This window comes from Zophobihabitans entericus (assembly GCF_011745665.1).
Taxonomy (GTDB): domain Bacteria; phylum Pseudomonadota; class Gammaproteobacteria; order Enterobacterales; family Orbaceae; genus Zophobihabitans; species Zophobihabitans entericus.
In genome coordinates, this window is sequence record NZ_CP050253.1 from 766800 (window position 1) to 785554 (window position 18755).

The 18755-nt window shown below is 39.7% G+C and carries 14 protein-coding genes and 2 pseudogenes; 3 read left to right on the forward strand and 13 right to left on the reverse strand.

Annotation, left to right across the window (positions count from 1 at the left end; genetic code table 11):
- Positions 1-50 precede the first annotated feature (50 nt).
- The 4 genes from tuf to rpsL form a co-directional block, all read right to left on the reverse strand.
- Complete coding sequence (gene tuf / locus IPMB12_RS03510; protein WP_166914980.1) at positions 51-1235, reverse strand: elongation factor Tu; 1185 nt, start codon at positions 1233-1235, stop codon at positions 51-53.
- Between the two features lie 59 nt (positions 1236-1294).
- A complete protein-coding gene (fusA, locus tag IPMB12_RS03515) occupies positions 1295-3397 on the reverse strand; it encodes an elongation factor G (RefSeq protein WP_166914997.1) in 2103 nt (700 codons plus the stop codon).
- A 102-nt stretch (positions 3398-3499) separates the two neighbouring features.
- Positions 3500-3970, reverse strand: coding sequence for a 30S ribosomal protein S7 (gene rpsG / locus IPMB12_RS03520; RefSeq protein ID WP_166914999.1), 471 nt, complete (start codon positions 3968-3970; stop codon positions 3500-3502).
- A 94-nt stretch (positions 3971-4064) separates the two neighbouring features.
- Entirely contained in the window at positions 4065-4439 is a 375-nt protein-coding gene (gene rpsL, locus IPMB12_RS03525; RefSeq protein ID WP_166915001.1) for a 30S ribosomal protein S12, read from the reverse strand.
- A 327-nt stretch (positions 4440-4766) separates the two neighbouring features.
- Here rpsL and IPMB12_RS03530 point away from each other — a divergent pair, with 327 nt between their 5' ends.
- On the forward strand, positions 4767-5708 hold the full coding sequence (locus IPMB12_RS03530; protein ID WP_166915003.1) for a 2-hydroxyacid dehydrogenase: 942 nt from the start codon (positions 4767-4769) through the stop codon (positions 5706-5708).
- 84 nt (positions 5709-5792) lie between these two features.
- Entirely contained in the window at positions 5793-6155 is a 363-nt protein-coding gene (locus IPMB12_RS03535; protein WP_166915005.1) for a helix-turn-helix domain-containing protein, read from the forward strand.
- A 65-nt stretch (positions 6156-6220) separates the two neighbouring features.
- Here IPMB12_RS03535 and IPMB12_RS03540 read toward each other — a convergent pair whose 3' ends face one another.
- Together IPMB12_RS03540 and IPMB12_RS03545 are read right to left on the reverse strand one after the other, a co-directional pair.
- Positions 6221-7588 (reverse strand): L-serine ammonia-lyase, encoded by a 1368-nt coding sequence (locus IPMB12_RS03540; protein ID WP_166915007.1) that lies wholly within the window; start codon positions 7586-7588, stop codon positions 6221-6223.
- 53 nt (positions 7589-7641) lie between these two features.
- A complete protein-coding gene (locus tag IPMB12_RS03545; protein WP_166915009.1) occupies positions 7642-8940 on the reverse strand; it encodes a serine/threonine transporter in 1299 nt (432 codons plus the stop codon).
- Positions 8941-9535: 595 nt separating this feature from the next.
- Here IPMB12_RS03545 and IPMB12_RS03550 point away from each other — a divergent pair.
- Positions 9536-10273, forward strand: a complete 738-nt coding sequence (locus IPMB12_RS03550; RefSeq protein ID WP_166915011.1) for a phosphatase — start codon at positions 9536-9538, stop codon at positions 10271-10273.
- Positions 10274-10406: 133 nt separating this feature from the next.
- Here the strand turns inward: IPMB12_RS03550 and IPMB12_RS03555 are convergent.
- From IPMB12_RS03555 to IPMB12_RS03585, 7 genes and pseudogenes are all read right to left on the reverse strand, one after another.
- Positions 10407-11731 (reverse strand): annotated as a pseudogene (locus IPMB12_RS03555) (NCS2 family permease).
- A 225-nt stretch (positions 11732-11956) separates the two neighbouring features.
- Entirely contained in the window at positions 11957-12310 is a 354-nt protein-coding gene (locus IPMB12_RS03560) for an Aca2/YdiL-like domain-containing protein (protein WP_166915013.1), read from the reverse strand.
- A gap of 161 nt (positions 12311-12471) precedes the next feature.
- Positions 12472-14139: pseudogene (gene ybaL, locus IPMB12_RS03565) on the reverse strand (YbaL family putative K(+) efflux transporter); the annotation flags it as partial.
- Positions 14140-14256: 117 nt separating this feature from the next.
- Positions 14257-15819: a TerC family protein gene (locus tag IPMB12_RS03570; RefSeq protein WP_166915017.1), complete on the reverse strand. Its 1563-nt coding sequence runs from the start codon at positions 15817-15819 to the stop codon at positions 14257-14259.
- 189 nt (positions 15820-16008) lie between these two features.
- A complete protein-coding gene (fabI, locus tag IPMB12_RS03575; RefSeq protein ID WP_166915019.1) occupies positions 16009-16797 on the reverse strand; it encodes an enoyl-ACP reductase FabI in 789 nt (262 codons plus the stop codon).
- Between the two features lie 152 nt (positions 16798-16949).
- Positions 16950-17762, reverse strand: a complete 813-nt coding sequence (locus tag IPMB12_RS03580; protein WP_166915022.1) for a peptide ABC transporter ATP-binding protein — start codon at positions 17760-17762, stop codon at positions 16950-16952.
- A 2-nt stretch (positions 17763-17764) separates the two neighbouring features.
- Positions 17765-18754, reverse strand: a complete 990-nt coding sequence (locus tag IPMB12_RS03585) for a peptide ABC transporter ATP-binding protein (RefSeq protein WP_166915024.1) — start codon at positions 18752-18754, stop codon at positions 17765-17767.
- Position 18755: the final 1 nt, after the last annotated feature.

Here is an 18755-nt window from a genome sequence, read left to right on the forward strand (position 1 = left end):
AGGGCATCTTTTGATACCCTTCCCTTATATATCAACTATAAATCAATCAATTATTTGATGATCTTAGCAACAACGCCCGCACCTACTGTACGACCACCTTCACGAATTGCGAAACGTAAACCTTCGTCCATCGCGATTGGGTGAATCAGTGATACTACCATCTTGATGTTATCACCCGGCATTACCATCTCTACACCTTCCGGTAATTCGATAGTACCTGTTACGTCTGTTGTACGGAAGTAGAACTGTGGACGGTAACCTTTAAAGAATGGCGTATGACGACCACCTTCTTCTTTGCTCAGGATATACACTTCTGATTCAAAATCAGTATGTGGCTTGATTGAACCCGGTTTAGCCAGTACCTGACCACGTTCGATTTCTTCACGTTTTGTACCACGCAGTAACACACCCACGTTCTCACCCGCACGACCTTCGTCAAGCAGTTTACGGAACATCTCAACACCTGTACAGGTTGTTTTCACCGTTGGTTTGATACCCACGATTTCAACTTCTTCACCCACTTTGATGATACCACGTTCAACACGGCCTGTTACCACTGTACCACGACCTGAAATTGAGAACACGTCTTCAATTGGAAGCAGGAATGGTTTATCAATCGCACGCTCTGGCTCTGGAATATAAGAGTCTAAGTGGCCTGCTAATTCAACAATCTTGTCTTCCCACTCTGCCACGCCGTTTAACGCCTGTAGCGCTGAACCACGTACCACCGGTGTATCATCACCCGGGAAATCGTATTGAGACAGAAGCTCACGCACTTCCATTTCAACTAATTCCAGTAACTCTTCATCATCTACCATGTCACATTTGTTCAGGAATACGATGATGTAAGGAACACCCACCTGACGACCTAACAGGATGTGCTCACGCGTTTGTGGCATAGGACCATCTGTCGCTGCTACTACAAGAATCGCGCCGTCCATTTGTGCCGCACCAGTGATCATGTTTTTAACATAGTCAGCATGCCCCGGGCAGTCTACGTGTGCGTAGTGGCGAGTTGGTGTATCGTATTCTACGTGTGAAGTATTGATGGTAATACCACGTGCTTTTTCTTCCGGTGCATTATCGATTTGGTCAAATGCACGTGCGCTACCGCCGTATTTTTTAGCAAGTACTGTCGTAATTGCTGCTGTTAAAGTTGTTTTACCATGGTCAACGTGGCCGATTGTACCGACGTTAACGTGGGGTTTTTTACGTTCAAATTTTTCTTTAGACATTTTCTAATGTTCCTTGATTAAATTTCTCTTCTCCGCATCGGAGAAGAGATTAAATTAAATTATTTCGCTTTACGCGCTTCAATAATTGCAGTTGCAACGTTGCTTGGTGCTTCGTTATATTTCAAGAATTCCATTGAATATGAAGCACGTCCTTGCGTTTGTGAACGTAAGTCAGTTGCATAACCAAACATTTCAGATAATGGAACTTGAGCACGCACAGTTTTACCTGTTGATGTGTCTTCCATACCTTCGATCATTCCGCGACGACGGTTTAAGTCACCAATTACGTCACCCATGTAGTCTTCAGGCGTTTCAACTTCAACTTTCATGATTGGTTCAAGTAAAACAGGTTTTGCTTTCATGAAGCCTTCTTTAAACGCCATAGAACCGGCAATTTTAAACGCCATTTCTGAGGAGTCGACATCATGGTAAGAACCATCATAAAGCGCAACGCGTACGTCAACAACAGGGTAGCCTGCAAGAACACCGTTTTTAAGTTGTTCCTGAACACCTTTATCAACTGCTGGGATGAATTCTTTAGGAACCACACCACCAACGATTTCGTTAAGGAATTCGTAACCTTTACCACCAGCTTCAAGCGGCTCAATACGTAACCATACATGACCAAATTGACCACGACCACCAGACTGACGAACAAATTTACCTTCTTGCTCAACTTTGTTTCTGATAGTTTCACGGTAAGCAACTTGTGGTTTACCGATGTTCGCTTCAACTTTGAACTCACGACGCATACGGTCAACAAGTACGTCTAAGTGTAACTCACCCATACCTGCGATGATCGTTTGACCTGACTCTTCGTCTGTAGATACACGGAACGATGGATCTTCTTGTGCTAAACGACCTAAAGCAATACCCATTTTTTCCTGGTCAGCTTTAGTTTTAGGTTCTACAGCAACAGAGATAACCGGCTCAGGGAATTCCATTCTTTCAAGAATGATTGGTGCATTTTCAGCACACAGTGTATCACCTGTAGTTACATCTTTAAGACCGATCGCAGCAGCGATATCGCCAGCACGAACTTCTTTAATTTCTTCACGTTTATTAGCATGCATCTGTACGATACGGCCTAAACGCTCTCTCTTCTCTTTTACTGAGTTGAAAACGCTGTCACCAGAGTTAACAAAACCAGAGTAAACACGGAAGAATGTTAAGTTACCAACAAACGGGTCAGTTGCAATTTTAAATGCTAACGCTGAGAACGGCTCATCGTCGCTTGCATGACGCTCTGCTGGTTCACCATTTGGTAATTCACCGTTAATGGCAGGAATATCCGTTGGCGCTGGTAAATATTCAATTACTGCATCAAGCATGAATTGAACACCTTTATTTTTAAAGGCACTACCACAAGTTACCAGAATGATTTCATTATTTAGTACACGTTTACGTAATGCTAACGTTACTTCATCTTCTGTTAACTCTTCACCATTTAGGTATTTTTCCATTAACTCTTCAGACGCTTCAGCAGCAGCTTCAAATGCATATTGTTGCCATTCTTTAGCTTGCTCAAGCATATCTGCAGGAACATCTTCATAAGTAAATGTTGTACCCTGATCTTCTTCATTCCAGTTGATGGCTTTCATTTTTAATAAGTCAACAACACCGGTGAATTTCTCTTCAGCACCGATTGGAAGAACTAATGGAACAGGAGTAGCAGCTAAACGAGTTTTGATTTGATCAACAACACGTAAGAAGTTTGCACCCATACGGTCCATTTTGTTAATGAACGCAATACGAGGAACTTTATATTTGTTAGCCTGACGCCATACTGTTTCTGATTGTGGTTGAACACCACCAACCGCACAGTAAACCATTACCGCACCGTCAAGAACACGCATAGAACGTTCTACTTCGATTGTGAAGTCAACGTGTCCCGGGGTATCGATAACATTAATACGATGTGGTTCAAATTGTTTACCCATACCAGACCAGAATGCAGTCGTTGCAGCAGAGGTAATTGTGATACCACGTTCTTGTTCTTGTTCCATCCAGTCCATTGTTGCAGCACCGTCATGGACTTCACCAATTTTGTGACTTACGCCGGTATAAAACAGAATACGTTCTGTTGTTGTTGTTTTACCTGCGTCGATGTGAGCACTGATACCGATATTACGGTAACGCTCAATGGGGGTTGTACGAGCCATTTTAATCCTCTAAGTACTAGGTCGTTTAATCTCAAATATATCTTATCGTTTACTAATATATGGGCTATGCGTTGTAACACAACCCATAACCCATTGGTAAAATTACCAACGATAATGAGCGAACGCCCTATTAGCTTCGGCCATACGATGAACATCTTCACGTTTTTTCACTGCTGAACCTTTGTTTTCAGCTGCATCTGAAAGTTCATTTGCAAGGCGTAATGCCATTGATTTATCGCCGCGTTTACGAGCAGCATCAACAATCCAACGCATGCCAAGAGCATTACGACGAACTGGACGTACTTCTACTGGAACTTGGTATGTAGAACCACCAACACGACGAGACTTAACTTCTACAGTAGGTCTTACGTTATCTAAAGCAATTTCAAAAGCTTCTAAGTGACTTTTGCCTGAACGCTCTGCAAGCGTATCAAGTGCTGAGTAGACGATAGATTCCGCAACAGATTTCTTACCATCTACCATTAAAATATTTACAAATTTAGCCAGTAACTCTGATCCGAACTTAGGATCTGGAAGAATTTTTCTTTGACCGGCGACATGACGACGTGGCATGTAATACTCCGTTTAATTTTATATTTTCAGGTTACCCAAAACTCAATGAGTTGTTTGGAATAAAAAAAGTTTGGCCTTACTTAACGGAGAACCATTAAGATTTAGGTCTCTTCACACCGTATTTAGAACGAGCTTGTTTACGGTCTTTTACACCCGCACAGTCAAGCGCGCCACGAACAGTATGGTAACGAACACCTGGTAAGTCTTTAACACGACCACCACGAATAAGAATAACTGAGTGCTCCTGAAGGTTGTGGCCTTCACCACCAATGTATGAAGATACTTCAAAACCATTAGTTAAACGCACACGGCATACTTTACGTAATGCTGAGTTTGGTTTTTTAGGTGTAGTCGTGTAAACACGAGTACATACACCTCGTTTTTGCGGGCAAGCTTCTAGAGCTGGAACGTTGCTTTTTGCAGGTTTCATAGCTCGAGGTTTGCGTACCAGCTGATTAATTGTTGCCATTAATAAGCTCCTGATTTAATTGCAAAAATTTTCATTTTTGCTGCTTTTAGATACGTAATAGACCCCACCAAAACCACGTAGATATAGTTTTGGGGTCGCAAGATTCTAGTTCCGAAGGGGGGATTTGTCAAGTGTTGAAGGTGATTTTCATGCGTTAATAATTGCAAAAAAATAATAAAAACAGTAAATCAATTAGCCTTTGTAAAGAATTGTGCTGAATCTGACTTTAGACTGTTGCATGCTAAATTATAAACGATAGAATGGACAAAAGTGTAGTTATTTAAGTTACACAGTGTTTAAATCATAATTAAATTGCAAGGTGATATCATGGATATTCTTTTTCACCACCCATTCTTTAATCCGGATGACTGGCTCATTCCTTTAAAACAACAACTCCCTGAAGCAACATTTCATGTCTATCAAAAAGGAGAAAATCCACCAGCTGATTATGCTTTTGTCTGGAAACCAACCTATGAAATGCTGGCATCTCGTAAAGACTTAAAAGCCGTGTTTGCACTTGGAGCAGGGGTTGATGCCATCTTAGATCAGCTCAGAGAGACGCCAGATTTAATTCCGAACGAAGTGCCTTTGTATCGTTTACAAGATGCCGGAATGATAGAGCAGATGGAAGAGTATAGCATTGCAGCGGTTATGCGTTATTTCCGTCGTCTGGATGAATATCAACAACTTCAGCAACAAGGACGTTGGCAATATTTAGAACCTTATACTTATCAGGAGTTTGTGATCGGGGTGATGGGGCTAGGTGTATTGGGTTCTAAAGTAGCAGAAAGATTAGCGTCTTTAGGGTTTACAGTAAAAGGCTGGAGCCGTTCTCCAAAAAATATTGCGAATGTAAAGTGCTATAGTGAATCACAATTATCTGATTTCTTGAAAGGAACGAAGTTAATTATTAATTTGTTACCAAGTACACCACAAACTCAGGGAGTTTTAAACAAAACTCTTTTTTCTCAATTAGCGCAGGGAGCTTACCTGATTAATATTGCCCGTGGCAAACATTTAATTGATGACGATTTAATTTCAGCGCTCAATAGTAAGCAGGTAAAAGCAGCAACACTGGATGTCTTTGTTAAGGAACCTTTACCGGAGGAACACCCTTTCTGGCAGCACCCGACAGTAACAATAACACCACATATTTCAGCGATCACCAGACCAGCAGAAGCAATACCACAACTGGTTCAGCGCCTCAGACGTTTAGAAAGAGGGGAACAAGTTTATGAAGGTTTAGTTGATTTAGGTAAAGGGTATTAATGTGGTACTGTGTTGATCTTTATATTTATGTTTGTTTTACTGTTAATGAGTAGATTTAATTAATATAACTAGGAAAGGTTACTAATGGATTATAATGACAATATTATTGCTATGTTATGCCGTCGCATTAAATATGCTCGTATCGCTAAAAACCTGTCTCAATTTGATTTGGCTGAACGAGCAAGAGTTGGTATTGCGACAATTAAACGCATTGAGTTAGGTGAGTCGATTACTTTAACAACACTTATTTCAGTGCTTAAAGGGCTGGATGAACTGGATCAACTAAATCATATTCTGGCACATAGTGAGCCGACTCTGAATAAAAACACTCAACAGGCAGCTCGCAGACGTGTACGTAGTGTTGAATCGACCGCAAAAGAGGATGTGTTATTATTAAATCATTATGATGCAGCAGCAGCTGCACCACACGTGATGCGTTGGAAGTAGTAAGTAATTAGCCAGTAATTATATGTAGCTAATTACTTACCAGAATTACTATTTATATCAAGTTACTATTCACACGGGATAACGCGAATCGCAAGTCCGCCTTGCGATGTTTCACGATACTTGGCGTTCATATCTTTACCTGTTTCATACATTGTTGCAATCACATCATCAAGAGAGACACGTGCAGCTGTAGTTCGTCGTAATGCTATTCTGGCTGAGTTTATTGCTTTAACAGCTGCGATAGCATTACGTTCAATACAAGGTACTTGTACTTGTCCACCGACCGGGTCACATGTTAAGCCCAGATTGTGTTCCATGCCAACTTCAGCTGCCATACATACTTGTTCCGGATTACCCCCAAGTAATTCGGCCAGACCCGCAGCAGCCATTGAGCAAGCAACACCAACTTCACCCTGACAGCCGACTTCTGCACCAGAAATTGATGCATTCATTTGATACAATAAGCCGACTGCACCAGATGTTAAGAAAAAGCGTGTATAAACATCTGGTGTTAAAGGTTTAACAAAATGATCGTAGTAAGCAAGGACGGCAGGAATCACACCACATGCGCCATTGGTCGGAGCTGTCACGACACGACCGCCAGCTGCGTTTTCTTCACTGACCGCCATTGCAAACATATTTACCCAATCCAGACTAATCATCGGGTCGTTAGAGATTTTATCGCGCGAGACCAGTTGACGATTAATCGAAGAAGCACGTCTTGGTACTTTAAGTAAACCTGGTAGTAAACCTTCAGTACTGATACCGCGTAGAATTCCCTCCTGCATGACTTCACCAACACGAGTAAAATAAGCCACAATCTCATCATAAGAGTGTGTCGCCAGCTCATTTTTCATCATAATGCTGGAAATGGACAGGGAGTGCTGATGACAATGTTCAAGCAATTTTTTTGCTGATGCAAAAGGAAAGGGCACGCTGACATTGCTGCTTTCTTTTTTGCCAAAATCTTTGTCTTCAACTATTTTGCCACCACCCACAGAATAGTAAGTTTTTTGGGAAACTAAATGATCACCACTATAAGCTGAAAGGGTCATACCATTTTCATGCTTTGGTAAAAATTTAGAATGAAATCTCATACTATCCGCTAAAGGAAAGTCGACGATATAACGATCGTTATAAATAGATAACTTACCCTGCGTAGCAACATCTAGCATAAAGCCTGGGATTATATCGATATCAATGGTATCGGGCTGGTTACCCGCCAGCCCCATAATAATTGCGATATCTGTCTGATGTCCTTTACCAGTTAATGATAAGGAACCATAAACATCTGCGGTTAAACGAGTCACAATATCAATCTGCTCAGATGCAATAACTTCATCAATAAATTGTTTTGCCGCTTTCATTGGTCCAACAGTATGTGAACTGGATGGACCAATGCCAATTTTAAATATGTTAAATACCGAGTCCATTTTTTATCACCTCTAGAAATGGTTTTATTATTTAGTTAATGGTTGTCTAAAATTTAGCTAACTAAATTATAAATAACGGCAGAGATTGCAATTAACCCCATGATAACTACAAAAATATTACTGATTTTTCCTCGATATTGCTTAAGGGCAGGTACTTTGTGAATAGCGTACATCGGCATGATGAAAAGTATCATTGCAATAACAGGACCACCCAAAGCTTCAATCATGCCAAGAATACTTGGATTTAATGTGGCAATAATCCAGGCAGTAATAAACATGAATGCCATGGTAATACGATCAAGTTTTTTACTATCAATATGTTTATTGCGTTTTGTATATGCTTCGGCAACTAAGCTATTAAAACCTTCTTTTGCACCTAAATAGTGGCCTAAGAATGATTTTGAAATAGCAACAAAAGCAATAAATGGTGCTAGATAAGCAATAACTGGTGAATTTAACGCATTAGCCAGATAAGAAAGAATAGAAATATTTTGTGCTTTTGCTTCAGCAAGCTGAGCTGGTGAAAGAGTTAATGCACAACTAAATACGAAGAACATTACGGTAATTACCATCATGATATTACTGGCGGCAATAATCTGTGAACATTTCTTATCTACCAGTTTATCTCCGTACTCTTTACGTTTTGCTACAGCAAGCGATGAGATAATTGGTGAATGGTTAAATGAGAAAACCATGACTGGAATTGCCAGCCATAAAGTGTGCCATAAACTAAAATCAGATACAGAGAAAGAGATATTCTCAAATAAAGCACCGTTCCATTGTGGGATTAAATATAACGCTAATAACATGAGTACACCGACAAATGGAAAAACTAGTACTGACATGACTCTCACAATCAATCCTTCACCAAAATGAACAATGGTCATGAGCAGAGCAATTAGAATAAATGATAAGAACATTCTTGGTGGTGCTGTCATCCCCATCTGGTGGACAATAAAGCTTTCAACTGTATTGGTAATACCTACGCTATATACCAGTAATATCGGGTAAATAGCAAAGAAGTATAATAAAGTAATTAAGCGGCCAATGCTGATACCAAAAAATTCAGTAGCAACAACGGTTATATCACCATTAGGATCTTTGCCTGCCAGAACAAAGCGGGCTAATGCACGGTGCGCATAAAACGTCATTGGAAAGGCTAAAATCGCCATAACAATGAGAGGGATTAAACCACCAGCACCGGCGTTAATAGGTAAAAATAGTACGCCAGCACCAATTGCAGTACCATATAAACTTAACATCCAAAGCGTATCAGAATAACACCATTTTTTTAAATCTGTCGTCGATGTATCATTTTTGAGAGCTGTTTTTATACTAGTTGTTGTATTCATGCTCACAATCTCCTTTTTAAATTTGAACCATTGGTTAATATAATTAGTCAATCAATATAAGCGCTGATAATAGGAAAAATTTATCAGTTATAAGATTTGCGCCATGATACCTCAACCAATATCATTTAGCGGTGATCATAATCACAACAAGATGAATAAAATTTATATTATTCAATGTGTTGTGGAATCATTTTTGATACTTAAAGCGGGAAAGTTGTCTAATGTATCAAAATTGATTCTTATGTTATTTGGGGATGTAAACAGAAGGTGTTATCAGATTTGTAGAAGTACGATACTTTTATAAAAATCGTAGTTGAACTCTTTTTTGTGGCTGTTACACTAATGAGTACAAAATTATCAGTCAATTTAATGATTTACTGATGCTTAAATAAGATAAAAATAACACCCGATGTGTTTATAAAGAGTCAGATCAGAGATCTTCTATTTGATAAGTATCACTGTAGTGACAATAAATTCACATATTTCAGTAAGTTCTAAACTGGTAAAACAATTCTGTAATTATTCATGCCTAAAATAACTTAAGCAGGTTTAATGGATAAACGGAGTGTCAGCTGATTTAGATAGAGGATAATAAATGCAATATTTTGTCGATCTCCATATGCATACCATTGCCAGTACTCATGCGTATAGTACGATTCAGGAATATGTTCAGGTAGCTAAAAATAAAGGTTTAAAACTGATCGCTATTACTGACCACGGAACTGCGCTTGGTGATAGTCCCCATCGTTGGCATTTTATCAACCTTAGAATTATTCCCAGAATTATTGACGGTGTTGCCGTTTTAAGAGGGATCGAATCTAATATTTTGAGTCTGAATGGTGAGATTGACTGCGATGATAATATGTATGACGGACTTGATATTGTTATTGCCGGCTTCCATGAGCCTGCTTTAGCGCCAATGGATATTGATAAAAATACTGAGGCGATGATTGCAACTATTAAAAATCCTAAAGTAAATATTATCAGCCACCCGGGTAATCCTAAATATCCTATTCATATTATGGAAGTGGCGCGCGCAGCTAAAGAGCATAATGTGGCGCTGGAGATCAATAATTCATCTTTTATCTCTCGTAAAGGGAGTGATGATAATTGCCGTCAGGTTGCTCAGGCAGTTAAGGATTGTGGTGGAGTGATTGCACTGGGCTCTGATTCTCACGTGGCTTATACTGTTGGGAATTTTGATCATGCACTTGAGCTTATTAAAACAGTAGATTTCCCAACCGATCGAGTCATTAATCGCAGCCCTAAAGCTACACTAGAATTTTTAGCGATAAAAACAGGTAAAATGATTCCGGAGCTGGAAAATATATAATTATCAGCTGTTATTATTTATCTGATTAAGAGCAAATAAGGTTAGCGTTTATAAAAGTATCAAGTTTAGATAATAAAAAAGCGGTTAATTGTATTAACCGCTTTTTTGTACTTTTAAAGTGAATTGAACTAAATTAGTGGCCTAAAATGATAAATTTCAGAATAAATAGCGTTGCTACACCAACTACACATAAGTTCACTTCTTTGAAACGACCGGTACAGATTTTAAGTACTGCGTAAGAGATAAAACCAAGTGCTACACCTTCAGTAATAGCAAAACCAAATGGCATCATCAAAGCGGTAATAAATGCAGGAGTTGCTTCAGTTAAGTCATTCCACTTAATTTTGGTCAGGCTTGATACCATCAGGATACCAACATAAATCAGGGCTCCGGAAGTTGCGTAATGTGGCACAACCTGAGCAATTGGAGACAGGAAGATAACTACTAAGAAAAGTAAACCAACCACAATTGCGGTTAAACCTGTACGGCCACCCACGGAAACACCAGCAGAGCTCTCAATATAAGCAAGCACTGACGATGTGCCAAATAAGCCACCGAGTGTTGAGCTAAAACTATCAACTAATAATGCCTGACGCATTTTAGGGAAACGCCCCTGACTATCAGCTAAACCTGCTTTATCCGTCACGGCTAAAATCGTTCCTGATGAGTCAAACAGACTTACGATCATAAATGAGAAGATAATTCCGGCTAGTCCAATATTCAGTGAGCCGGCTAAATCAACTTTACCGACAACCGATGAAATATCTGGCGGTGTTGAAATTAAACCTGTATAAACCACATTTGGGTCAAAAATAAGCGCTAAAATAGTCACGACTAAGATAGCTACCAAAACAGCTGCATGGAAATTACGTGATGCTAAAATCACAATAATAAAGAAACCAAGAGCGCCTAATACTACATTAATCGACAGTAGATTTCCCATAGTTAGCATAGTGGCCGGTGAACTGACAACAAGCCCCATATTTTGGAAACCCATAAAGGCAATAAATAACCCGATACCACTACTAATACCAGCACGTAAACATTGTGGAATATTTGCAATTAACCAGTGGCGTACTTTAAATAGTGCCAGGATAAAGAAGCCAAGTGAACTGAACCCCAGAAAATAGCCCCCATACCGACTTCCCATGAGTAACCCATAGAGATAACAACACCATAAGCAAAGAAGGCATTGAGTCCCATAGCAGGAGCAAGGGCGATAGGAAGATTAGCAGCAAGACCCATTAAGATACAGGCGAAAGCTGAAACCAGACAGGTCATCACAAACACCGCCTGCGGATCCATACCAGCAGCAGATAAGATACTTGGGTTAACGAAGATAATGTAAACCATGGTTAAAAAGGTAGTACAACCAGCAATAACTTCGGTACCTACTGATGAACCTTTTTCTTTTACTTTAAACAGTTTTTCAAATAACGACGATTTTTGTGCGTTCATAAAGACAGCCTGAATGGATTAACAAGTTAAGGAATAAATTCAAGACTGACTAATATAACGAAAGATGAGCTAAATTTAAATGTTTACTGGGGATATATTTTCGTTAGTGCGGACTAATTCAAAGAAAGATTGATTGGAAACCAAGGGAATTCAGTTGCTGATTCTATATTGTTAATAAAAAGGCGTATTTAAAATACGCCTTACTAACATACTTTTTGCCTTTCTTTAGCAAAGCTTCTCTAAACCACGGAAGTAAAGTTCTGTGGCAATCGACTGATGTAAACGCCAGTGAACAATATCCAAAGAAGGATTTATTTTCTGAAACTCTTCAAACGTCATGAAGTATTTAATCGTACTGTTACCAATACGGTCATTAATATCTTCAATAATACGGGCAACTTTTTCTTTACGCTCTTTGCGTAGATTCTGCATTTTAAGAATAACTTCTGCCGGAATAGTTGAAGTACCTTTCTCCCACTCATGCCACTGTTCTGTGGAAGTATCACCAATATAACGAGCAGCTTCTGCTACTTTTAACATAAAGAGACGACGTAATGCTTGTAATTCAATGTTAGTCATATTAACTCCTTTATGAGCTAAATTTATTAAGTTGATCTGTTTGTTATTATTTACAGTTATTATTTTAGGTCAAGTACTTCTTAAATCGGACTACCATTTCCTTCTGGTAAGTTAGATTCCTCTGGTATATCAATCACTTCTTTTTCTGGCTTGACCGGTACAATGACTGGTTCAGCAGGATCTAAATGAAGTAGTCTTAAAATATGGGCAGAGATCTCTTTCTCACCGGTAATGACCTGTGTTGCTCCACGTTCAGAGATATACTCAATCTCATCGTCATAGAATGCACGAACATAGATTTCCAGATCCGGACGAGCTTCTCTGGCCAAGAAGCAGATCTCACCGGCTTCATAACCATTTGGTGTAGAAATAATTAACCAACGAGCCCGATCTAAATGAGCCAGTTCAAGAGTTTCCAGCTTACCTGCATTACCAAAGACAGCAATCATATCTTCATTACGTAGTTTTTCAACTAAGGCTAATGAAGTATCAACTACCACAAATGGAATATTGCGTTCTTGTAACTGCATTGCAATCGTACTACCTAAACGACCATGACCAACAATAATCGCGTGGTCAGTGAGCTCTTCCGGAACCTGCTGATTCACAATAGCCACCGGGTCGATGATTTTATCAACGATATTTTCAGTTTTGTTCAGGTAGCGTTCGACTAAGTTGAAAATAAATGGATTAAGCACGATTGAGATAATCGAACCTGCCAGAATTAAACTGTGAGCTTCTGACGGGAAGACATTTAAAGCGATACCCAATGCAGCCAGAATGTAGGCAAACTCACCAATTTGAGCAAGGCTGGCTGAAATAGTAAAAGCGGTACGTTTAGAGTGCCCAAACAGACGAACTAAAACATAGGCTGCAATAGATTTACCAAATATGATAATAATGACAGTAACGACTGTTGCAATTGGATTAGAAATTAGAATTTCTGGATCAAATAACATACCTACAGATACGAAGAACAGAACCGCAAACGCATCTTTTAATGGCAAAATATTATTAGCTGCACGCTGGCTCAGCTCTGATTCTGTTAATGCCATTCCTGCGAAGAATGCACCGAGAGCAAAAGAGGCACCAAATAATTGTACTGCAGCTAAAGCAATACCAAGAGCAATGCCCAAAACAGTAAGTGTGAATAGCTCGTCTGAACCGGTACTGGCACTTTTCGCCAAAACCCATGGAATGACGCGACGTCCGACGATAATCATGAAAATGATGAATAAGATAACTAAACCAACTGTTTTAGAGACTTCAATCAGAATATCTACGACGTTGGCATTATCGCTATTCATGGTTGTTACAACAGCAGGTAGAAGGACTAACGTAAGAACCATCGCCAGATCTTCAACAATTAACCAACCTATTGCAATTCTACCACGGGTACTTTCAATTAAATCTCTCTCTTCAAGGGCTCGAAGTAGCACAACAGTACTTGCAGTTGACAGACTTAAACCAAATACGAGTCCGGTGACCATTGACCAACCCAGTGCAGCAGCAAGTCCCATACCCATTAATGTTGCGACGGTGATCTGAGCGACAGCACCGGGGATGGCGATATTTTTTACCGAGAGAAGATCTTTCAGTGAGAAGTGCAGACCAACGGCAAACATTAGTAAGATAACACCGATTTCAGCTAACTGACTAATAACCGCTGAGTCAGCAACATAACCAGGTGTAGCTGGACCACAAATAATCCCTGCAATCAAATAACCCACTAACGGTGAGATCTTCAAGCGATTAGCCAATAAACCGAGTAACGCGGCTAATACAATACCACCGATGATTGCGGAAATTAGAGGACCAGTATCATGCATAATAGAATGTCTTCCTGATTAGATAATTAAATTGGAATTAGCAGTTTAGCCTATTTTATGTCATCTTGCTTGCGCAATTTTAATTTTCTTAATTAATTTTTAGGCTAATTCAGGGCATTAAATTGCAGATGTAATTTTCACTTTTACAATTCGATGGCTATCAATCTCCATGATCTCAAATATATAGGGTGAAATCTTAATTTCTTCACCAACCGTTGGAATACTTTGAGTTTTTTCCATCAAAAGTCCTGCCAGAGTGTGATATTCACGTTTATCATCAAGCGGAATATTGATATAACGAACTAATTCTTCCAGTGGTATATATCCGTTAGCCAGCCAGCTATTATCCCCCTGATATTGAATATCATGACGGGCATCGACTTCTTCATCTTCAGTCGGAAGTTCGCCGGCGATAGTTTCCATAACATCTGTAACGGAAACAATACCTTGTGTTGAGCCAAATTCATCCACCACAAAAGCAAAGTGAGTTTTTGCACTACGAAATTGTTCCAAAGCAACCAGTAATGAAACCGTCTCAGGGAAGATTAACGGCTGCTTTATTAGTGATCGAATATTATGGACTTCTTTATCTAATAACAACTGTTTTAGCAAATCATTGACATAGATGATACCAATAGGTTCATCACCGGCACTATTATCTGTTATGATCAGACGGGTGTGCTGGTTGTCATTCAGTGCTTGTAAAATATCTTCCCGGCTATCATCAAGGTTGATTTGATCGATATCGTGACGAGACGTCATAATACTACTGACTGAACGCTGAGCGAGTCCAAGTACACGTTCAATCATGCTTAATTCTTGTTGGTTGAAAACAGCATCTTTTTTACCGGAGTCAGCGATCATATCTGCTGTTTTACTGTCGAGCTCTTCGTCTTCAACATCACCTCTTAGCATATGTAAAATAGCATCAGCAGTACGCTGGCGCAGAGGTTTACTTGATGTTAAGAATCGACGACGATTAAAACTGGCAACCTGATTAAACATCTCAATTAAAATTGAGAAACCAATAGCAGCATATAAATACCCTTTTGGAATATAGAAATTAAAGCCTTCTGCAACAAGACTAAAACCGATCATTAATAAAAAGCTTAAACATAAAATAACAATCGTTGGATGTTCATTCACGAACTGAGTTAATGGCTTGCTGGCCAAAATCATTAGTGTCATGGCAATACACACAGCAGCGATCATCACCGGAATATGTTCAACCATGCCGACTGCTGTAATTACCGCATCAAGTGAAAATACCGCATCAAGGACTACGATTTGGGCAACAACTGTCCAGAAATGAGCTGTTTTCTTTTGCTTATTGTTATCATGGGATTTACCCTCTAAGCGCTCATTCAATTCCATTGTGGCTTTAAATAACAAGAACAGACCACCTGCAAGCATGATTAATTGTCGTCCACTGAAGGACATATCAAACACAGAAAATAGCGGTGTTTTTAGCGTGACCAGCCATCCGGTGACAAGCAGCAATAAGATACGCATGATAAGAGCAAGACTCAGCCCCACGACGCGCGCTTTATCACTTTTTTCTTTAGGGAGTTTTTCCGCCAGAATGGCTATAAAGACAAGATTATCAATCCCGAGTACGATCTCTAGTACAACAAGTGTTGCTAAGCCCGCCCAGATTGTTGGATCCATGATCCATTCCATAAGTCAGGTGGTTACCTTTATTTAGATAGCACATGCTACAAGGATCAATTTTCTACATAATTAATCTAATGATCAATGAGAAATTTTAATTTTGTTTAAAAAACAGACGAAAAATTTTGATTTAAGTCACTTTCACTAAAAAGTGACCTTATTTAATTATTACTCACTGAGATAATTGAAAAAGATCAATTAATCAAGATCCAGTTCACTCATAGCAGCAATATTAAAGCCACCATCAACATGTACAATTTCACCTGTTATACCGGCCGCCAGATTTGATGTTAAAAAGGCAGCAACATTACCAACATCTTCAATAGTGACTGTACGACGAATTGGTGTTACTGCTTCACAGTGAGCTAACATCTTTTTAAAGTCTTTAATGCCTGAAGCGGCAAGGGTACGAATTGGACCAGCAGAAACAGCATTCACCCGGATGCCCTGTGGGCCCAGTGCATTTGCCATATACCGAACATTAGCTTCTAAAGAGGCTTTTGCCAGTCCCATCACATTATAATTGGGAATCGCTCGCTCTGCGCCTAAATAGGTGAGGGTAATCAGACCGGCTCCCGGATTTAACATTGAGCGACACGCCTTTGCCAGTGCGACAAAACTATATGCACTAATATCATGAGCGATAGCAAAACCTTCACGGGTTACCGCATCCACATAGTCACCATCTAGCTGATCTGCTGGTGCATAGGCTATCGCATGAATAAAACCATCGAACTTATCCCACTTTTTAGCCAATGCATTGAAAAGATTAGTAATGCTCTCATCTTTGGCAACATCACAAGGAAAGGTTAATTCTGAATTGAATTCAGCAGCAAACTCTTCAACCCGGGACTTTAATTTATCATTTTGGTAAGTAAACGCTAACTCAGCACCTTCTCTGTGCATCGCCTGAGCGATACCATAAGCAATGGAACGATTGCTTGCAACACCAGTAATTAAGATGCGTTTACCTGTTAAAAAACCCATAAATGATTTCTCCTGACTAAGATTTGGCAAAGAAGTAATAGTGGCTGAAAATGACAGAAAAAGTATAACATGAAATAAATTGTGAAAATGCAACAATTTTACAGTAAAACTGTTGAATTATATAGGAATTGTGATCGCGTTATCACATCAAATTAAAATGCGCGGGTATCTTTACGCCACGTGTCGGCTGTTAAAGCTTCACCAAAATAACTTTGGACTAATTTTTTAGTGACATCACTGAGTGGTGAGGCGAGTACTTCAGCGGTATTGCCATTTTCAACCACTTCACCATCCTGCATAACCAGAATTTGATCACTGATATGCTTCATCATGCCGATGTCTTGTGTGACATATACGTAAGAGATATTTTGTTCTTCCTGTAAAGAGAGCATCAGATTAATAATTTGTGAACGCATAGAAATATCCAGTGCCGCTAAGGCTTCATCAGCAATAATCACCTTAGGTTTTAAAATCAATGCTCTTGCCAGTGCCACGCGTTGCTTTTGACCGGCGGCCATCACAGATGGATAGTATTGTGCATGATCAGGCAATAATCCTACCTGCTTTAATACTTCATAAATCAGTTTCTCACGTTCATTGGCATCTAAGTCAGTATTTTGCTTTAACGGCATTTCCAGCAATTGTCCAATACGTAACCGCGGATCAAATGAGCTATCTGGATTCTGGAAAATCATTCGCACTAGCTGACAACGAGTCTGATAATCACCATATTCCAGTTTATTATCCTCTACCCAAATTTCACCAGACGTTGGCTCAATCATACCTACCAGCATTTTAGCCAGCGTTGACTTGCCTGAACCATTTTGCCCGATGATTGCCAGTGTTTTTCCTTCATTGAGAGAAAAAGACACCGGTTTTACCGCCTGAATTTCGGTATGTCTAAACATACTTCTGGAGAGCGAAAATGTTTTTGAGAGATTACGGACTTTTAGTACTGGGCTCATCGTTAATCCTCAATATTTAATGGATAATGGCAGGCAACACTACGGTCTTTGATGTCAGTCATCATCGGTGTTTCGATACATTTACGTTGTGCATAAGGGCAACGGGGCCCTAAACGACAACCAATTGGCAAGCTTTCCAGTGAAGGAATTACTCCCTGTAAAGTATTCAGAGGGCTTTTATGTGGAATGGCTTTACCAAAATCAGGGATTGCATGAATAAGAGCCTGAGTATATGGGTGGTAAGGTGCTTCAACCAACTTTTCACTACCAGCAATCTCTACCATTTGCCCACAATAGAGCACATTAATTCGGTCAGTCCAACGTGTTACCATCTGTAAATCATGGCTGATAAGTAAAATTGTGGTACCACTGTTTTGGTTCATACTTGCCAGTAGACGGAAGATCTGTGCCTCGGTGGTGGCTTCCATAGCATTAGTCGGTTCATCGGCAATCAAAAGTTTTGGCTGATTGGCGAGCGCGATGGCAATCATCACTTTCTGACATTCGCCTTCGGTCAACTCATAAGGGTAACAACGCATAATTTCAGTATGTTCTTTGATTCCCACTCGATGTAGTAACTCTATGGCGCGATCTTTTTTCCAGAACAGACGCTGCCACCAGCGACCTTTAAAGGTTTTTCTTGGGATTGCCTGAATTAGCTGTTCACCAATAGTCATGGACGGATCTAAACAGGACTGTGGCTCCTGAAAGATCATAGCAATGTTTTGGCTGATAATTTTACGGCGTTGTTTCAGGGATAATTTTAACAGATCAACGTTGTCAAATTTAAAGCGGTCTGCTGTAATTTTCCAGTTACTATTGGTGATGCCTAAAATGGCTTTAGCAATCAGACTTTTACCAGATCCTGATTCACCAACCAGACTACAAATTTCACCTTCGGAGAGTTTTATATTGACGCGATCAACCGCACGCAATAAGCCTGTTGGTGTAATAAACTCGATGGTTAAATTGCGAATATCTAATAAAGCCATA

Excerpts from the sequence above, each read along its gene's own strand:
- fabI (WP_166915019.1), bottom strand. The coding sequence starts at position 16,797 with ATGGGTTTTTTAACAGGTAAACGCATCTTAATTACTGGTGTTGCAAGC.
- IPMB12_RS03570 (WP_166915017.1), bottom strand. The coding sequence starts at position 15,819 with ATGGAATGGATCATGGATCCAACAATCTGGGCGGGCTTAGCAACACTT.
- IPMB12_RS03535 (WP_166915005.1), top strand. The coding sequence starts at position 5,793 with ATGGATTATAATGACAATATTATTGCTATGTTATGCCGTCGCATTAAA.
- rpsG (WP_166914999.1), bottom strand. The coding sequence starts at position 3,970 with ATGCCACGTCGTCATGTCGCCGGTCAAAGAAAAATTCTTCCAGATCCT.
- tuf (WP_166914980.1), bottom strand. The coding sequence starts at position 1,235 with ATGTCTAAAGAAAAATTTGAACGTAAAAAACCCCACGTTAACGTCGGT.
- IPMB12_RS03550 (WP_166915011.1), top strand. The coding sequence starts at position 9,536 with ATGCAATATTTTGTCGATCTCCATATGCATACCATTGCCAGTACTCAT.
- fusA (WP_166914997.1), bottom strand. The coding sequence starts at position 3,397 with ATGGCTCGTACAACCCCCATTGAGCGTTACCGTAATATCGGTATCAGT.
- rpsL (WP_166915001.1), bottom strand. The coding sequence starts at position 4,439 with ATGGCAACAATTAATCAGCTGGTACGCAAACCTCGAGCTATGAAACCT.
- IPMB12_RS03580 (WP_166915022.1), bottom strand. The coding sequence starts at position 17,762 with ATGAGCCCAGTACTAAAAGTCCGTAATCTCTCAAAAACATTTTCGCTC.
- IPMB12_RS03585 (WP_166915024.1), bottom strand. The coding sequence starts at position 18,754 with ATGGCTTTATTAGATATTCGCAATTTAACCATCGAGTTTATTACACCA.
- IPMB12_RS03530 (WP_166915003.1), top strand. The coding sequence starts at position 4,767 with ATGGATATTCTTTTTCACCACCCATTCTTTAATCCGGATGACTGGCTC.
- IPMB12_RS03545 (WP_166915009.1), bottom strand. The coding sequence starts at position 8,940 with ATGAATACAACAACTAGTATAAAAACAGCTCTCAAAAATGATACATCG.
- IPMB12_RS03560 (WP_166915013.1), bottom strand. The coding sequence starts at position 12,310 with ATGACTAACATTGAATTACAAGCATTACGTCGTCTCTTTATGTTAAAA.
- IPMB12_RS03540 (WP_166915007.1), bottom strand. The coding sequence starts at position 7,588 with ATGGACTCGGTATTTAACATATTTAAAATTGGCATTGGTCCATCCAGT.